Below are 16,970 nucleotides of genomic sequence, written 5' to 3' on the forward strand. Positions count from 1 at the left end.
TCTCCGGGCCGGCCCGACAGGGGTCAGCCGGTCACCTTGATCTCGGCCACCTGGCCGCGGTACTTGCCGCTGTCATCCTTGGGGAGGCTGGTCAGCCAGATCAAGAGGTAGCGGGTCTTGACCGGCTTGGCGGGCTGCAGCAGGGCGTCGGTGCTGGCGCCCGTGGCGACCGCCTTGCCGAAGTCCTCGAAGCGGGTGGGGGCGGTGTCGCCCGGCGCGTTGGGCACGTGGAGCTCGACTCCGGTGGAGCCGCCGAGGAACTGCACCTCGACCGAGCTGACCGATCTGGCGCTGCCGAGGTCCACCAGCAGCCCGGTGTCGTGGCCGATCAGCGGCAGGTCCTCGTCATAGCCCTCGGTCTGCCAGGCGGTGGCCGGGTTGCCGTCGTGGGTCAGCGGGAGCTGTGCCGAGTGCACGCTGGAGTTGGTGCCGTAGGGGTTGAACGAGCTGACGTCGCCGATCGCCACCGGGGTGGGCGCGGCCGAGCTCGGCGGGGCGCTGGAGGCGTTGCCCGCGCCGCCGGAGCTGCTGAGCGCCTGCGGGCCGCTGCTGGTGCCGGTGGCGCCGAGCTTGCCGGCCAGCTGCCACGAGCCGTAGCTGATCGCGGCCAGCAGCACCACCGAGACGGTCCAGCGGAGCGCCTTGGCGGCCCGGCGCGGGGCTCGCTGCGGGGGCCGGGGCGGGGCGGGCTGGTAGCCGCCCGGGCCGCCGGGGGCGGGCCGCTGCGGGTGCGGGTGCTGGTGCGGGTGCGGTCGGGGGCCCGGGCGGACGGGTGCGGCGGGCTGCGGGCGGGGTGCGGTGGCCGGGCGGTGGCCGGAGGCGGGCGCGGCGGGAGGGGTACGGCTGACGGTCTGGCCGGGCGCGGGATAGCGGCTGCCCGACCCCGAGCCGCTCTCCGGCTGCCGGATCCGCGGCATCGCGGCGATCGCCTTGGCCAGTGCGGCGGGCGACTCGATCCGGCGCGTCCCGGTCTCGCAGAGGATCCGGGCCGCCAGCTCGGAGAGCTCGGGGTGGGCCTGCGAGCGGAGCTCGGTGGGCGGCGGCGGGCCGTCCGGCAGACCGGCCAGCTTGTAGCGGTCCTCGGGGTGCGGCCAGCGGTGGGTCAGCGCGGCGTAGAGCAGGTCGCCGATCGCCTCGGTGTCGGCCGCCTCGGCCTCGGCGGGCCGCGCGGGTGCGGGCAGGCCGCGCAGCGCCGCGTCCACCGCGACGCCGTTGATCCGGTACTGGCCGGTGTCGGTGCGCAGCACCGCCCGCGGAGTCAGCCGCAGGTGCGAGCGGCCGCCGCGGTGCGCGGCGGCCAGCGCGTCGGTCACCTGGCGGACCATCTGGTAGGCCTCGTAGGGCTCCAGCGGGCCGTCGGCGAGCAGGGTGGCCAGGTCGGTGGCGTCGGGCAGCCACTCCCGGACCACGTAGACCAGGTCGCCCTCCTGGACGGCGTCCAGCACCTGGACGAACCGGGGGTCGCCGAGCAGGGCGGCCGAGCGGGCGGCGGCCACCACCTGCTCGGCGCGGCGGCTGCCGGCGGCGAGCAGGTGCACGCCGACCGCGCGGCGCAGCTTCTCGTCGACGGCGCGCCAGCTGCTGAAGGCGGTGGACCGGGTGAAGCACTCCTCCAGCCGGTAGCGGCCGGCGATCCGGTCGCCGGCCTGGCGGGCCGGGACCGGCAGCTGCGCGGGCAGCTCGTCGGTGGGGTCGTCAGCGGCGGGCTCCCCCGCGGGCTCCTCGGCCGGTGCCTCGGCCGAGTCGTCCGCCGGTGCCTCGGCGGCGGCCTCGGCCGGGTCCCCGGTGTCGGGCTCGGGGGAGTCGGCATCGTCCGTCGCGGGGAACTCGGGGTCGGGGCCGGCGGCCGAGGGCCCGGCCAGCTCGGCGGCGAGCTCGGCGCTGGAGAGCTCCGTGGTGATCTCCGCAGTGATCTCCGCGGTGGCCTCCGCGGTGGCCTCCGCGGTGGCCTCGGCGGGCGGCTCCGCGGCCGCCTTCGGCGACGGTTTCGCGGACTTCGCGGACGGCTTGGCTGCCGCCTTGGCGGCCTTGGGAGCGGCAGTGGCGGACCGCGTGGCGGTGGACCCGGACGGTGCGTCAGCCACCGCCCCGGCGCCCGCTCGGGGCCCGCGGCGGGCCTTGCCGGCGGTGCTCCGCGCGGCCTTCACCTCGGGCAGCGGCACGGTCGGCTCCGACCCGGCGGTCGGCAGCGGCACGGTCAGCTCGGCGGTCGGCTCGAGGAGCGCGTCCGCGACCGGCAGCACGGCAGTGGGCTCGCCCTCCGACGCGGCAGCTGACGTGTCGACGGCTGCCCTGGTGCGATCCGTGGTGCGATCAGCCACCGTCGTCTGCCTCCCCTAGTAGCGCCCGGTCCGGCGCCCCCGCCGCGGCCGCGTCGGAACGTGGACAGGCGGGGACCCGGGGCCGCGGTCACCGCGGTCCCAGTCGTTCGAAGACAATTGTGCCCACTCTTCCCACCGGAGTACGACCGCTGATGCGGCCATCCGGTTCCAGCGCCGCCCGAACTGCTCAGTCGGTGGGCGAACTGAGGAGAGGTCAGCGGCCCAGCCGACTGCGCACCATGCCGATCATCGACTGCAACTCCTCGATCCGCATCCGCTTGGCCAACTGGACGAAGACCGCCAGCTGCGCCGCCCCGGCGACCACCACCGTGACCACGCTGCCCAGCCAGCCGGAGAGTACCGCGGAGAGCCCGAGCGAGAGCAGCAGGCCGGCCAGCGCGGCCGGCAGGCAGGCGATCACCAGTCGCACGTAGGTCTTGGTGATCCGCTGGGTGTCCAGCCCGCCGATCCGCCGCTTCAGCTTGGGCACCGCCACCGCCACGCCCACCGCGTAGGCCGCGCCGTAGCCGAGCGCCATCCCCGTGACCGCCCACCGGGCCGGCAGCAGCAGGTAGCAGGCCACCGCGGTGCCGGCCTGGGTGGCGGCCACCCAGACGGTGTTGGAGAACGGGGTGCGGGTGTCCTCGTAGGCGTAGAAGCCGCGCAGCAGCACGTACTGCACCGAGTAGGGGATCAGGCCGAGGGCGAAGGCGGAGAGCATGAAGCCGACCGCCGTGGTGCTGTGCGCCACCGCGCCGCCGTTGCCCAGGCCGTAGATCGCCCCGCCGATCTGCGGGCCGAGCGCCAGGAAGAGGAAGGCGGCCGGCACGATCGCCACCGCCGAGGTGCGCAGCCCGTAGGAGAGGTCGTCGCGGACCGCGCCGGCGTCCCCGTCGGCCGCCGAGCGGGAGAGCCGCGGCAGCACCGCGCTCATCACCGAGACGGTGATCACCGCCATCGGCAGCTGCCAGATCAGCAGCGCGTTGGAGTAGGCCGCGAGGCCCACGCCCAGGTAGCCGTGGTCGGCCGCGTCGCTGCCGGCGGCGGTGGCCAGCTGGGTGACCACCAGGTAGCCGGCCTGGTTGGCCAGCACGAAGAGGAAGGTCCACTTGGCCAGCCGGGCCGCCTTGCCCAGGCCGTGCCCGCGCCAGTCGAACCGCGGCCGGTAGCGGAAGCCGGCCGCCCGCAGGTAGGGCACCATGGCCAGCGCCTGCACCGCCAGGCCGAGCAGGGTGCCCACGCCGAGCAGCCGCAGCCCCTCGGGGGAGACCGTCTCCGGGGTGACCCGGCTGTTCTGGAAGCTGCCGAAGACCCAGAGGTACATCGCGAAGGTGAAGATCACCACGACGTTGTTGAGCACCGGGGTCCACATCATGGCGCCGAACCGGCCGCGGGCGTTCAGCACCTGGCCCATCACCACGTGCACGCCCATGAAGAAGATGGTGGGCAGGCAGTAGCGGGCCAGCGCGACCGTGGTGTCGGCCCCGGCGGAGGTGGACATCAGCGAGTGCGAGATCAGCTGGACCAGCAGCGGGGCGGCCAGCACGGCGACGAAGACCACCCCGGCCAGGCCGGCCATCACCAGGGTGAGCAGCCGGTTGGCGTAGGCGGTGCCGCCGTCCTCGTCCTGCTTCATGCTGCGCACCAGCTGCGGGACGAAGACCGCGTTGAGGGCGCCGCCGCCGATCAGGATGTAGAGCAGGGTGGGCAGGGTGTTGGCGGCCGAGTAGGCGTCGCCCATGGTGCCGACGCCGATCGCGGCGGCGATCACCATGGTGCGCAGGAAGCCGGTGGCCCGGGAGACCAGGGTGCCGGCGGCCATCACCGCGCTGGAGTTGACCAGCGAGCCGATCCGGCCCGGACCGGCCTCGCCCGGCTCCCCGCCCGGCTCTTCGGCGGCCGGGGACTGCTCCCCCGGCCCGGCCGGCTCGGCGGACTCCGGCGGCTCCTCGTCCCGGCCGTGCGGGGCGGCGGCGGGCTCCAGTGGCGGGTCGAACTCGATCACCGGGACGAACGGCTTGCCGGACTCGGCGGCCACCGCGCCGGCCGCCGGGCCGAGCAGCGCGTCCACGCCCACGAACTCGGCGGGGACGGCCTCCTCCTCGACCGGCTCCTCCTCGACGGCCCCGGTGGCCTCCGCAGCTGTCTCCTCTGCAGCCGCCTCCTCCTCGGCCGGGGCCTCCAGCGCCGCGGCCGCCCGGGCCCGGGCGGCCGCGGTCAGCCGGGCCCAGCGGGAGGCCGGCACCACCGGCTCGGCCAGCGGTTCGGCGCCCCCGCTCTGCTGCTCCGGCACCGGCTGCCCCTCCGCCCCGGCGGCGGCCGGCTCGGCGGCCGCGGGCCGGCCCGCAGGCGCTGCCGCGGCATCGGCGGCGGGCGGGTCGAGGGTCGGGTACGGCCCCTGGCCGGCGGCGGTCGCGTACGGGTCGTCGGCGGTGAACGGATCCCGTGCGTAGGTCTCGCTCAGGTACCAGTCCGGCTCCTCGGCCAGCCGATCGTTTCCGCCGCGCTCGCTCATGCCACCTCATCGCTGTCCGGGACCGACCTGGGCACCTCAGGCACCTACTGTCTCACCACCGGTGACCCGAACCCGGCTTTCGACGCGGACCTAGGGATGCGCTTCGGCCCGGTCCGCCGAGTGGCCCGGCAGCGGGCCGAAGGGGTCCTCGGCGGAGTCCTCGGCGGACGGCTCGGCCTGCTCGCCACCCTGCGGCGCGTCGGGGTCGGAGAGCGGGGCGTCCGGGTCCTCCGGCGGCTCGTAGCCGCGCTTGCGGCGCTGCAGCAGGATGCGCAGCCCCGCGACCAGCACCAGCGCGGCGCCGGCCCCGACCACCCACCAGACGCCGCTGGTCACCTGGGTCACCTGGACGGTGAAGGTCTGCGCCTCGCTGTACTTGTGCTCGCCGTCCGGGCCCACCGTGAAGAGCTGCGCGGTCAGCTGCACCGAGCCGTTGCCGAGCGCCTGGGCCTGGAACCGGGCGGAGGTGCTCTGCGCGGCGTCCAGGGTGATCGACTGGCGGCTGGTCACCTTGAGCCGGTTCGGCTGGGCCGAGGTCAGCCGCAGTTCGAGGTTGGTCACGGTCTGCTGCAGCGTGTTGCGGACGCTCACCTGGAGCACGCCCGAGTCACCCGCCAGGGTGATGGTCTTGCTCTTCGGCGGGATCAGCACCGCGCCGACCAGGTTCGCCGAGTACTCCTCGGCATTGGTCCGGTAGTCCTGGCCGGCCTTCGCCGCGGTGCGCCACTGGGTGGAGAGCGAGCGGTCCAGCGAGCCGGTGAACGGCCCGCTGACCCGCTTGGCGATGGTGACGATCCGCAGCAGCTTGGCCTCGTTGTCCTGGATCGCGCCGACCTGGTCGAAGGCCGCGGCCGGGAGCTCGGAGCCGCGCAGGTCGCCCGGGTAGGAGTCCGGCCCGGCCACCGCGCTGCCGGCCTTGGGGTCGGCCGGGGCGGTGACCACGTCGTTCAGCGGGACCGGGCTCAGCCAGCCGCCGGCCTTGGCCGTGTTCAGCGAGTCCGCCAGCACCTTGGCGGTGTCGGCGGTCAGGTCGCGCGGCGGCATCACCAGCAGGGTGCGCTGCTGGTTCGGCTGCTGCTGCTGGATCTGCAGCGTCTCGGCGAGGAAGCGCTGCTGGGCGTGCATCTGCACGTCGGCCGACTTCAGGTCGCCCTGGAAGAGGCCGGCGACGGTCGGGTCGGCGGCCACCGCGGTCTGGCCGTGGCCGATCGGGCGGGCCGCGTTCGGCGTGTAACTGAGGCTGGCCGGGTCCGGCACGCTGGCGCCGTTCACCAGCAGCACCGAGGCGCCCAGCTGCTGGCTGACCTGCTGGACCGACGGGTCCAGGTAGCCCTGGTAGGGCCAGGCGATGTCGCTGCGGACGTCCACCGAGAGCCGGCCCTCCGCGGTGTAGGTGCCGGCGGTGCGGGCGGTGGCCAGCACCGACTCGGCGTCGGCCAGCTTGCCGTTGGCGTGCGCGATCGAGGCCAGGTCGGGGTCGCCGTAGGGCAGCGCCACCACGCTCGCGCCGGCGGCGGTGACGGCCGAGCGCAGCAGGTTCAGCCAGTCGTTGGCCACCGCGGTGCCGATGCCGGCCGTGGTGTTGCCGTCCTGGGCCGACTGGCCGGGGCGGCTGCCGGGCGACTGCACCCGGTAGGGCTTGGTCATCGCCAGCACCGCGTCCAGCAGGTCCGGGTCGACCACCCAGGTCGCGTTGGGCACGGTGCTGCCGGTCTTGACCAGCTGGTAGAGCCGCCCGCCCGGGGCCAGCTCGCCGACCAGGCTGTCGTCGCGCAGCACCAGCGCGTCGTTGTCCCCGCTGGTCTGCGGGACCAGCTCGGGGGCGTGGGTGAGCGGCCAGAGGACGGCCGTCTGCAGCTGCTTCTCGCCCGCGGGGGCCGGGTAGTAGGGCAGGGTGCTGCGGGCGATGCCGACGGTGTGCTGGTCGCTGTCGTCGGCGGTGCCGGCCTCGACGTCCACCGCCAGCTCGTAGACCCCGTTGCCCTCCAGCTTGAGGTCGCTCAGCTGCACGGCGGGCAGGTCGAAGGTGGTGGTGGCGCCGGGCCCGAGGTCCGGCAGCTGCCTGGTGGTGCCGGGCACCTGGTGGCCGTCCGCGCCGATCGGGTCGGTGCGGTTCAGCATCGCCTGGATGTCGCTGCGGGTCTTCTCCTTGGCACTGCCCCGGCCCAGCGCCAGGCCGACCTGGAGGCTCTTCAGCGGGCTGGAGCCGCTGTTGGCGATGGAGCCGGAGACCTGCAGGGTGCCGTTGGCGGCGGTCGAGTTCTGCTTCACGGCGGTGATGGTGACGGTGGCCGGGAAGTCGGGCGAGGCGGACGGCGCGGCGGTGGCGCCCGGTGCGGCCAGGCCGCCGAGCAGCGCCAGCAGTCCGGTGGCCAGGGCGGCTCCCCGACGGGCCAGGGGCCACCGCCGGCCCCGCCCGGTGCCGCGCGGAACCTCGGTGTGCCGTGCTGGCTCGCCCACGCGTTTCGCCCTCGCCGTTCTGGAATCGCCGTCGTCTTCGCTGCTCCGGCCGCGGCGCCGAGCCCGGCCGGTCCGCGGCCCACCCGGAACGACGCGCCGCGCCGCCGAAGGGTTCCGCCACCGGCATGGTAACGACGCTTCCCGGCCCGCAGTGGCGCGGGCCGGGCGAAAGCGGGCGCGCGCTGCCCGGGAAAAGCCGTACGGACCGCCGGGCGCGGCCACGTACCCTTGTGTGCCGTGTCCAACGCCAATGAGCCCACCCCCGCCCGTACCGATCCGTCCGCCGCCGCGGCCCTGCCAGGGCTGAGCGAGGCCCAGACGCTGGGGCTGCAGGAACTGCTGCGGGTCTCCCCGGTGGCGGACGAGATCGCCCGCCGGTTCCAGGAGGCCGGCTTCCGGCTGGCGCTGGTCGGCGGCTCGGTGCGGGACGCGCTGCTCGGCCGGCTCGGCAACGACCTGGACTTCACCACCGACGCCCGCCCCAAGCAGGTGCTCAAGCTGGTCAAGGGCTGGGCGGACGCGGTCTGGGACGTCGGCATCGCCTTCGGCACCGTCGGCGCCCGCAAGGACACCTCCGACGGCAGCTTCCTGATCGAGATCACCACCTACCGCAGCGAGGCCTACGACCGCACCTCCCGCAAGCCCGAGGTGACCTACGGCGACACCATCGAGCAGGACCTGGTCCGCCGCGACTTCACGGTCAACGCGATGGCCGTCGACCTGCCCGGCCGCGCCTTCGTCGACCCGCACCACGGGCTGGACGACCTGGAGGCCCGGCTGCTGCGCACCCCGGCCACCCCGGAGGAGTCCTTCTCCGACGACCCGCTGCGGATGATGCGGGCCGCCCGGTTCGCCGCCCAGCTGGACTTCGACCCGGCGCCCGAGGTGATCGCGGCGATGACCGCGATGGCGGACCGGCTGTCGATCGTCTCGGCCGAGCGGATCCAGGCCGAGCTGAACAAGCTGCTGCTCTCCGCCCACCCGGTGAAGGGCCTGCGGCTGCTGGTGGAGACCGGGCTGGCCGAGCAGGTGCTGCCCGAGCTGCCCGCGCTGCGGCTGGAGAAGGACGAGCACCACCGGCACAAGGACGTCTACGAGCACTCGCTGACCGTGCTGGAGCAGGCGATCGCGCTGGAGACGGACGGCCCGGACCTGACGCTGCGGCTGGCCGCGCTGCTGCACGACATCGGCAAGCCACGCACCCGCCGGTTCGAGCCGGACGGCCGGGTCTCCTTCCACCACCACGAGATGGTCGGCGCGAAGATGACCCGCAAGCGGATGCGCGACCTGAAGTACTCCAAGGAGCTGATCGACGACGTCTCGCGGCTGGTCGAGCTGCACCTGCGGTTCCACGGCTACGGCGGCGGCGAGTGGACCGACTCGGCGGTGCGCCGCTACGTGACCGATGCCGGCCCGCTGCTGGAGCGGCTGCACAAGCTGACCCGGTCGGACTGCACCACCCGGAACCGGAAGAAGGCCGCCGCGCTCTCCCGCACCTACGACGGCCTGGAGGAGCGGATCACCGAGCTCCGCGCCCAGGAGGAGCTGGACGCGATCCGGCCGGCGCTGGACGGCAACCAGATCATGGAGCTGCTGGGCCTGCGGCCCGGGCCGGCGGTCGGCCGGGCCTACAAGCACCTGTTGGAGCTGCGGCTGGAGCACGGCCCGATGGCCGAGGAGGACGCGGTCGCCGAGCTCAAGGCCTGGTGGGCCGAGCAGCCGGAGTCCTGACGCCCGGTCGGCCCGCGGAAACGGATCGGGTGCCCGGCGGATCGCCGGGCACCCGATGGCGTCTGGGAGCGGGGAGGGTCAGGTGGCGGCGCCGCCCGAGCTGCCGGACCCGCTCGAACCGCTGGAGCCGCTGGAGCCGCCGGAACCGGAGTCGCCGCCGCTGAGCGCGGCGTTCGGCGGGGCGAGGCAGAGCACGTAGCTGTAGGTCGGCTCCTGGTGCTGGAACCACTTGGTGACCACCGAGTAGTGCGAGCAGACCGAGGAGCCGTCGTTCATGGTGCCGACCCGGGCCACCACCTTGAAGTCGGCCGACTTGCTGGAGCAGGGCACCACCACGACCGAGGGCTTGCTGTCGTCGACGCCGCCGGCGGCGTTGTAGTCGTGCAGGCAGTCGCCGGGCTGGGCGGTGTCGACCGAGGCGCCGGTCACCTCGGCGGGGGTGGTGGAGCCGGCCAGCGCGATCGGCAGCGCGATGGCCAGCGCCACCGCGGCCACCGGGAGCGCCAGCATCCAGATCGCGCCGCGCTTGGTGAGCGGGCGGCCGGGGTCGAGCTGCGGCCCGTGGGTGCCGGGCTGCGGCGCGGGCAGCCGGCGGATCTTCTGGTAGGCGGACCGGTTGCCGATCAGGGCGATCAGCGTGAAGAGCCAGGAGAGGTAGCTCCACCAGCCCTTGAGCAGGGTCTGCGCGGACATCTCGCGGACCGTGGCGGTGCCGCAGACCTGGCAGAACGGCCCGCGGCTGGTCAGGAAGCGCATCAGCACGAGCATGCCGCGGTGCCCGCGCACCGTCACGTCCGCGGCCGGGAAGCCGCCGCAGACCCGGCAGTTGAGCATGACCGGGGTGCCGTAGCCGGCCTGCTGCGGGTAGCCGCCGTAGGCCGGGGCGCCGTAGCCGGGCTGCGGCTGGCCGCCCTGGCCGGGCGCACCGTAGCCGTAGGCCGGCGGCTGCTGCGGCGGTGCGGCCCACGGGTTCTGCTGGGCCGGGACGGCCGGCGGCGGGACCGGCGGGAACGCGGGCGGAGCGGGAGGACCGGCGGGTGCGGTCGGGGGAACCGGAGGCGCGGCGGGGACGGCCGGCGGGGCGGGCGGGGTAACGGGCGGCGCGGCCGGTGGCGGAGGTACCGGCGCGTACGGGTTCGGCTGGTCGGGTTGGGTCACGACGGCTCTCCGGTGGGTCGGCTGACGATGCGTCGGTGCTCGTACCTGATTGTCAGACAGACCCTAGCGCCGCCCGCGAGCCCCCCGGGCGTAAAAAAGCGCACTGATCGCATAAGCGAGGGCGACGGCGACCACCACCGGTACCGAGTGTCCGCTCAGCGGCAGGACCAGGGCGGTCACCGCACCGGCGGCCACGAAGGCCACGTTGAAGAGCACGTCGTAGAGCGCGAACACCCGGCCGCGGTAGTCGTCCGCCACCTCGTGCTGCACGATGGTGTCCGCGCAGATCTTGGTCGCCTGGGTGATCAGGCCGAGCAGCAGGGCCGCGACCATGATCGGGCCGACCGCGAAGGAGAGGCCGAGCGCGGGGACGAAGACCGCGGCCGAGGCCAGGCAGGTGGTCATCCAGCCGTCCAGCCCGAGCCGCCGGCTGCACCACGGGCTGACCACCGCGGCCAGGAAGAAGCCCACCGCGGAGAAGGCCAGGGCGGTGCCCAGGGTGGCCAGCCCGCCGCGGGCGTCGGTCGGGCGGTTGAAGGTGTAGCGGGAGAGCATCAGCACGACGACGATCAGCACGCCGTAGCAGAACCGGGCGGCGGTCACGGCGGCCAGCGCCCGCACCGCCGGCCGGCTCTCCCGGACCAGGTGGCGCAGCCCGTCCAGCAGGGCCTGGCCGGCCTGGCCCAGCGCGGCCCGCAGGTTCGGCCGGTCCGGGTGGTGCTCGGGGCCGAGCAGCTCCGGGTCCATCCGGCGGGCGGCCAGCCCGGCGGCCAGGTAGAGCCCGGCGGCGACGGTGACCAGGGCGGCGTCGGAGAGCGGGCCGGGCGGCAGCAACTGGTGCACCAGCACGCCGGTACCGCCGCCGATCACGGCGGCCACCGTGCCGGCGGTGGGGCAGAGCGCGTTGGCGGTGACCAGCCGGTCGGCGGCGACCACCCGGGGCAGCGAGGCGGACAGGCCGGCCAGGATGAACCGGTTGACCGCGGTGACCAGCAGCGCGGCGGCGAAGAAGAGCCACTCCTGGGCGCGGAGCAGCAGCAGCCCGGCGGTGCCGACGCTCAGCCCGAACCGGGTCAGGTTGCCCAGGTAGAGCACCTGGCGGCGGCGCCAGCGGTCCAGCAGCACGCCGGCGAACGGGCCGATCACCGAGAACGGCAGCAGCAGCACGGCCATCATCGAGGCGATGTCCGCCGGGGTGGACTGGCGCTCCGGCGAGAAGATCACGTAGGAGGCCAGCGAGGCCTGGAAGACCCCGTCGGAGAGTTGGGAGAGCAGCCGCACCTCGAGCAGCCGGCGGAAGTTCCGGGTCCGCAGCAAGGCGGACAGGGTGGCTCGGCCGGTGTCGGGGGAGCTGGGGGCCGGGGCAGCTCGTCGGGTCATCGCCACCCGCCCAGGGTGTCATGCCTAGGGCCGATGTTTCACGTGAAACATCGGCCCTAGAGGGTGCTGATCGGTGATCAGCGGGTGAACTCACGCGGTGAGCACACCTGGGGTCAGCGCTCGACCTCGCCGCGGATGAACTTCTCGACGTTCTCCTTGGCCTCGTCGTCGAAGTACTGCACCGGCGGCGACTTCATGAAGTAGGAGGAGGCGGAGAGGATCGGGCCGCCGATGCCGCGGTCCTTGGCGATCTTCGCGGCGCGCACGGCGTCGATGATCACACCGGCCGAGTTCGGGGAGTCCCAGACCTCGAGCTTGTACTCCAGGTTCAGCGGGACGTCGCCGAAGGCGCGGCCCTCGAGGCGGACGTACGCCCACTTGCGGTCGTCCAGCCAGGCGACGTAGTCCGACGGGCCGATGTGGACGTTCTTGGCGCCCAGCTCGCGGTCGCGGATCTGCGAGGTGACGGCCTGGGTCTTGGAGATCTTCTTGGACTCCAGCCGGTCGCGCTCGAGCATGTTCTTGAAGTCCATGTTGCCGCCGACGTTCAGCTGCATGGTGCGCTCGAGGACGACACCGCGGTCCTCGAAGAGCTTCGCCATCACGCGGTGCGTGATGGTCGCGCCGACCTGCGACTTGATGTCGTCGCCGACGATCGGGACACCGGCCTCGGTGAACTTGTCGGCCCACTCCTTGGTGCCGGCGATGAACACCGGGAGGGCGTTCACGAAGGCGACCTTGGCGTCGATGGCGCACTGGGCGTAGAACTTGGCGGCGTCCTCGGAGCCCACCGGCAGGTAGCAGACCAGGACGTCGACCTGGTTGTCCTTGAGGACCTTGACGACGTCGACCGGGGTCTCGTCGGACTCCTCGATGGTCTCCCGGTAGTACTTGCCGAGGCCGTCGAGGGTGTGACCGCGCTGGACGGTGACGCCGGTCGGCGGCACGTCGCAGATCTTGATGGTGTTGTTCTCACTGGCGCCGATGGCGTGCGCGAGGTCCTGGCCGACCTTCTTGGCGTCGACGTCGAACGCGGCGACGAACTCCACGTCACGGACGTGGTACTCGCCGAACTGCACGTGCATCAGCCCGGGGACCTTGCCGGCCGGGTCGGCGTCCTTGTAGTACTCGACACCCTGCACCAGCGACGCGGCGCAGTTGCCCACGCCCACGATGGCTACGCGAACCGAACCCATTCCGGTTGCTCCCTGTGTTCTCGTGAGGCTCGTCGGGGGGCGACGATCCTCGTCCTGCATCTCATCTGACTGTCTGACGGGCGCGCGCGGCGCCCAGCCCGCCGACTGCACGCGTGATGTCCACGCGGTCGCGGCGGCGGCGCTCCTAGTGGGAGCGCCCCGGGCGGTCGTACGGTGACCGGACCGGATCGGGGGATCCGTCCGCCTGGTCACGGCCGTCCGAAGTGTGTGGGGCCGCGCTGCCGCCGGGTGGTGCCGGGGCGCGGCCGGTGCGGTTGGCCCGCTCGGTCTCGATCAGTTCGTTGAGCCAGCGGACCTCGCGCTCCACGGACTCCAGTCCGTGGCGCTGGAGCTCGAGCGTGTAGTCGTCGAACCGCTCGCGGGTGCGGGCCACGGAGGAGCGCATCCGCTCCAGCCGCTCCTCGAGTCTGCTGCGCCGGCCCTCCAACACGCGCATCCGCACCGCTCGGTCGGTCTGGCCGAAGAAGGCGAAGTGCACGCCGAAGTGCTCGTCCTCCCAGGCGTCCGGGCCGGAGTCGGCGAGCAGTTCCTCGAACCGCTGCTTCCCCTCGGCCGAGAGCCGGTAGACGATCTTGGACCGCTTGCCGTTCAGCGCGGTCGCCGGGACGTACTCGGCGCTGGGGTTGTCCTCCACCAGGAAGCCCTGGGCGACCAGGCTCTTCAGGCACGGGTAGAGCGTGCCGTAGGAGAACGCGCGGAACGAGCCGAGCAGCACGTTGAGGCGTTTGCGCAGCTCGTAGCCGTGCATCGGGGCGTCGTGGAGGAGGCCGAGAACGGCGAACTCCAGTACTCCCGAGCGCCTGCTCATGCGGTCCTGCCTCCTTCCGATGCGTCCGGAGCCGGCACACCGCGACGGGTATGCCGCTGCGATGTATCGACTCGATATATCGAGAACGATAGGCCGAGGTCACGATTGGGGCAAGGGGGGCACGGGTGAATGTGATCACAAGAAGTCACGGAGCCGTCGCCGGGGCCCCCGCGACCTGCTGAGACGGGTCCGGGACGGGTCCGCGGAGCGCTCGTGGACCGCCCCGCGGGTCGAGCCGGGCCCGAGTCGGGGCCGACTCGGGGAAGCTGAGCAACGGGCCTGTAATGATCTGACGGTGATTCATGGCTCTTGTCAGGAAATGCCCGAATAGTGCCTCATTCGACCCCCGTACGCTGTCGCGTGTGCACGAGGACCACCTCCGGGGAAGGGGCCGTACGGCCTAGGGCGGTTGCGGGCATCGGAAGAGAGTCTGCTGACAGGCGTCCGTGCCTGGCCTAGGAGTTACTGGACAATGAGCGAACACCGGCGACGGTCGCCCGACCAGGGCGGAGACCAGCAGCCGCCGGCCCGCCGTGACGGCGGCCGCCCCTACGCCTACGGCACCCCGCCCGAAGGGGCGCCGTCCTACGACACCCCCGGTCGTCCGACCCCGGCCCGCGGCCCCGCCGCCGGCCAGGGCCGCCCGGACGGGACGCGGGAGACCGCCGCGCAGCCCCGGATGACCCGGGCCGAGATGCGCAAGGCCTCGCAGAAGGGCGGCGGCGGCAGCGGCGGCGGGCGGCGCGGCCCCGGTGGGCCGGGCGGACCCGCCGGCCGGGGCCCGGGCGGTCCGGGCGGCGGCAAGCCGCCGGGCAAGAAGAAGTGGCTCGACTACCCGCGCTGGGGCAAGACCGGCGTGCGGCGCTGGCTGCCCTCCTGGAAGCAGCTGCTCTCGCTCTTCCTGATCTTTTTCGGCGGCTCGGTGGCCGCGGTGGGCACCGCCTACTCGATGACCACGGTGCCCCAGCTCAAGGACCTCAGCCCGGTCCAGAACAACATCTACTACTGGGCCGACGGCAGCGAGATGACCCGCACCGGCCAGAGCAACCTCCAGCTGGTGGACATCACCCAGATCAACAAGTCGATGCAGGACGCGGTGATCGCCGCCGAGAACGAGACGTTCCGCTCGGACAGCGGCATCGACCCCAAGGGCATCGCCCGCGCCGTCTACAACATGGCCTCCGGCCAGTCCACCCAGGGCGGCTCGACGATCACCCAGCAGTACGTGAAGAACGCCTACCTGAGCCAGGACCAGACGGTCACCCGCAAGCTCAAGGAGTTCTTCATCACGCTGAAGCTCAGCCAGGTGAAGACCAAGGACGACATCCTCGACGGCTACCTCAACACCAGCTGGTTCGGCCGCAACTCCACCGGCATCCAGGCCGCCGCGCACGCCTACTACGGCGTGGAGGCGAAGGACCTGACGCCCTGCCAGAGCGCGATGCTGGCCGGCCTGCTGAAGGGGGCCGGCTACTACGACCCCTCGCTGAGCAACGCCAACCACATCCGGATGTTCGGCACCCAGGCCGACCCGGCGAGCGGCCGCTGGGAGTGGATCCTCGGCAAGATGGTGAAGACCGGGGCGATCACCCAGGACCAGATGGACCAGTGCACCAAGGCCGGCCTGCCGGAGCCGATCAAGCAGCAGCCCACCAGCACCCAGGGCGGCCAGGTCGGCTACATCGTGGACACCGTCAACAAGTACATCGAGTCCAAGGACCCGCAGATCACCGACGCGGTGCTCGGCCACGGCGGCTACCGGATCTACACCACCCTGCAGAAGGACAAGGTGGACATGCTGTCCAAGGCCGTGGACGACATGACCACCAAGAACCTGGACCCGGTCAAGCGCGCCAAGACCGACACCAACGTGCAGGTCGGCGCGGCCTCGGTGATCCCGGGTGACGGGGCGCTGGTCGCCATCTACGGCGGCCCCGGCCAGGACAAGGGCCAGTACAGCAACAACGCGGACACCACCGGCGTCCCGGTCGGCTCGACCTTCAAGCCCTACGTGCTGGCCACCGCGATGCAGGACGGCGTGCTCACCCAGACCGGTCCGGACGGCAAGCCGATGCGGATCAACGAGGACAGCCGCTACAACGCGGACGACCTCAGCACCATCCGCAAGCCCGACGGCTCGCTGGTCACCAACCAGGACGGCTCGGTCTTCAAGCAGAAGAACGACGAGAGCGGCCCGCAGGGCTACGTCACGCTGCGCACCGCGATGATCAACTCCTTCAACGTGCCCTACGTGCAGCTCGGCGAGGACGTCGGCGGTCCGAACGTGGCGAAGCTGGCCCAGACCATGGGCCTGAGCGCCGCCTCGATGCCGGTGGCCAACCAGGGCACCGCGGCCTTCGCGATCGGTACCTCCACCCCGAGCGCGATCCAGATGGCCTCCGGCTACTCGGTCTTCGCCGCCCGCGGCCAGCAGACCGACATGTACGCGGTGACCAAGCTCGAGCACAACGGCAAGCCGAACAGCGCCTTCACCAAGCCGGCGCCCAAGCAGGTGCTGGACCAGGCGGTGGCCGACAACATCACCAGCGTCCTGGAGGACGTGGTGGCGAAGGGCACCGGTACCAAGGCGCAGGCCGTCGGCCGCCCGGTGGCCGGCAAGACCGGTACCACCGACAAGGGCACCTCGGCCTGGTTCGACGGCTACACCCCGCAGCTGGCCACCGCGGTGACCATGTTCCGCGAGGACGCGAACCACCCCGGCCTGCAGTCGCTCAGCGGCACCGGCGGCAAGGCCACCTTCTACGGTGGTGACCTGCCGACCGAGGTCTGGGCCGACTACATGAAGCAGGCGCTGGCCAACACCCCGGTGGTGGACTTCCCGACGCCGGGCCCGGTCAACACCGAGGTGGACGCCTCCGGCGCGCCGAGCACCGCCTCGCCCTCGCCGTCCCCCTCGGCCAGCGCCTCGCCCTCGCCGAGCGCCGCGCCGAGCAGCCAGGCCCCGGTGCAGGTCCCGCCGACCAGCCAGGCCCCGCCGCAGCAGCCCACCGGCGCGCCGGAGACCTGCCTGCCCGGCGTGGACTGCGGCGGCGCCCCCTCCCCCTCGGCCAGCAAGACCCAGGGCGGCAACGGCGGCGGTGGCAACGGCGGCGGCACCGGTGGCACCGGCGGTGGCGGCACCACCGGCGGCACCGGCGGCTGCGGACTGTTCGGCTGCGTGCCGAGCAGCTCCCCGTCGGACAGCCCCTCGGCCTCGCCCTCGACCAGCCGCAAGCCCGGCGGTGGCGCCGGCGGCACGACCCCCACGCCGTCGGCCCAGCCGACCCCGTAACGGCACCGGCCGACCCCGGCGACGGCCCGCGGCCCCCGCTCACCGAGCGGGGGCCGCGGGCCGTTCGTCACGGCCGCAGAACTGGTGT

Annotated in this window: 9 protein-coding genes; 2 read left to right on the forward strand and 7 right to left on the reverse strand. The window is 73.2% G+C overall.

Going from position 1 to position 16,970, the window contains the following annotated elements; genetic code table 11:
* Positions 1-23 precede the first annotated feature (23 nt).
* From ACFYNO_RS05720 to ACFYNO_RS05730, 3 genes are all read right to left on the reverse strand, one after another.
* Complete coding sequence (locus tag ACFYNO_RS05720; RefSeq protein ID WP_388005792.1) at positions 24-2,321, reverse strand: serine/threonine protein kinase; 2,298 nt, start codon at positions 2,319-2,321, stop codon at positions 24-26.
* A 214-nt stretch (positions 2,322-2,535) separates the two neighbouring features.
* The gene (murJ, locus tag ACFYNO_RS05725) at positions 2,536-4,836 is read right to left on the reverse strand and encodes a murein biosynthesis integral membrane protein MurJ (RefSeq protein ID WP_388005795.1); all 2,301 of its coding nucleotides are present in this window, start codon (positions 4,834-4,836) and stop codon (positions 2,536-2,538) included.
* A 90-nt stretch (positions 4,837-4,926) separates the two neighbouring features.
* Positions 4,927-7,296: a DUF6049 family protein gene (locus ACFYNO_RS05730; protein ID WP_388005798.1), complete on the reverse strand. Its 2,370-nt coding sequence runs from the start codon at positions 7,294-7,296 to the stop codon at positions 4,927-4,929.
* A 294-nt stretch (positions 7,297-7,590) separates the two neighbouring features.
* On the opposite strand from ACFYNO_RS05730, the gene ACFYNO_RS05735 reads away from it, so the two are divergent.
* Entirely contained in the window at positions 7,591-9,027 is a 1,437-nt protein-coding gene (locus ACFYNO_RS05735) for a CCA tRNA nucleotidyltransferase (RefSeq protein WP_388006572.1), read from the forward strand.
* Between the two features lie 78 nt (positions 9,028-9,105).
* Here the strand turns inward: ACFYNO_RS05735 and ACFYNO_RS05740 are convergent, their stop codons facing one another.
* The 4 genes from ACFYNO_RS05740 to ACFYNO_RS05755 form a co-directional block, all read right to left on the reverse strand.
* On the reverse strand, positions 9,106-10,185 hold the full coding sequence (locus ACFYNO_RS05740; protein ID WP_388005801.1) for a hypothetical protein: 1,080 nt from the start codon (positions 10,183-10,185) through the stop codon (positions 9,106-9,108).
* A 63-nt stretch (positions 10,186-10,248) separates the two neighbouring features.
* Positions 10,249-11,502 carry an MFS transporter gene (locus tag ACFYNO_RS05745; protein ID WP_388005804.1) on the reverse strand — a complete coding sequence of 418 codons (1,254 nt, stop codon included), beginning with the start codon at positions 11,500-11,502 and terminating at the stop codon, positions 10,249-10,251.
* A 176-nt stretch (positions 11,503-11,678) separates the two neighbouring features.
* Complete coding sequence (locus ACFYNO_RS05750) at positions 11,679-12,761, reverse strand: inositol-3-phosphate synthase (RefSeq protein ID WP_388005807.1); 1,083 nt, start codon at positions 12,759-12,761, stop codon at positions 11,679-11,681.
* A 145-nt stretch (positions 12,762-12,906) separates the two neighbouring features.
* Positions 12,907-13,590 carry a PadR family transcriptional regulator gene (locus tag ACFYNO_RS05755; RefSeq protein WP_388005810.1) on the reverse strand — a complete coding sequence of 228 codons (684 nt, stop codon included), beginning with the start codon at positions 13,588-13,590 and terminating at the stop codon, positions 12,907-12,909.
* Between the two features lie 472 nt (positions 13,591-14,062).
* On the opposite strand from ACFYNO_RS05755, the gene ACFYNO_RS05760 reads away from it, so the two are divergent.
* Entirely contained in the window at positions 14,063-16,882 is a 2,820-nt protein-coding gene (locus ACFYNO_RS05760; protein WP_388005813.1) for a transglycosylase domain-containing protein, read from the forward strand.
* The last annotated feature ends 88 nt before the right edge of the window (positions 16,883-16,970 follow it).

The organism is Kitasatospora sp. NPDC006697, assembly GCF_042869935.1.
In the GTDB taxonomy this organism is placed as follows: domain Bacteria; phylum Actinomycetota; class Actinomycetes; order Streptomycetales; family Streptomycetaceae; genus Kitasatospora.

Excerpts from the sequence above, each read along its gene's own strand:
- murJ (WP_388005795.1), bottom strand. The coding sequence starts at position 4,836 with ATGAGCGAGCGCGGCGGAAACGATCGGCTGGCCGAGGAGCCGGACTGG.
- ACFYNO_RS05750 (WP_388005807.1), bottom strand. The coding sequence starts at position 12,761 with ATGGGTTCGGTTCGCGTAGCCATCGTGGGCGTGGGCAACTGCGCCGCG.
- ACFYNO_RS05755 (WP_388005810.1), bottom strand. The coding sequence starts at position 13,590 with ATGAGCAGGCGCTCGGGAGTACTGGAGTTCGCCGTTCTCGGCCTCCTC.
- ACFYNO_RS05760 (WP_388005813.1), top strand. The coding sequence starts at position 14,063 with ATGAGCGAACACCGGCGACGGTCGCCCGACCAGGGCGGAGACCAGCAG.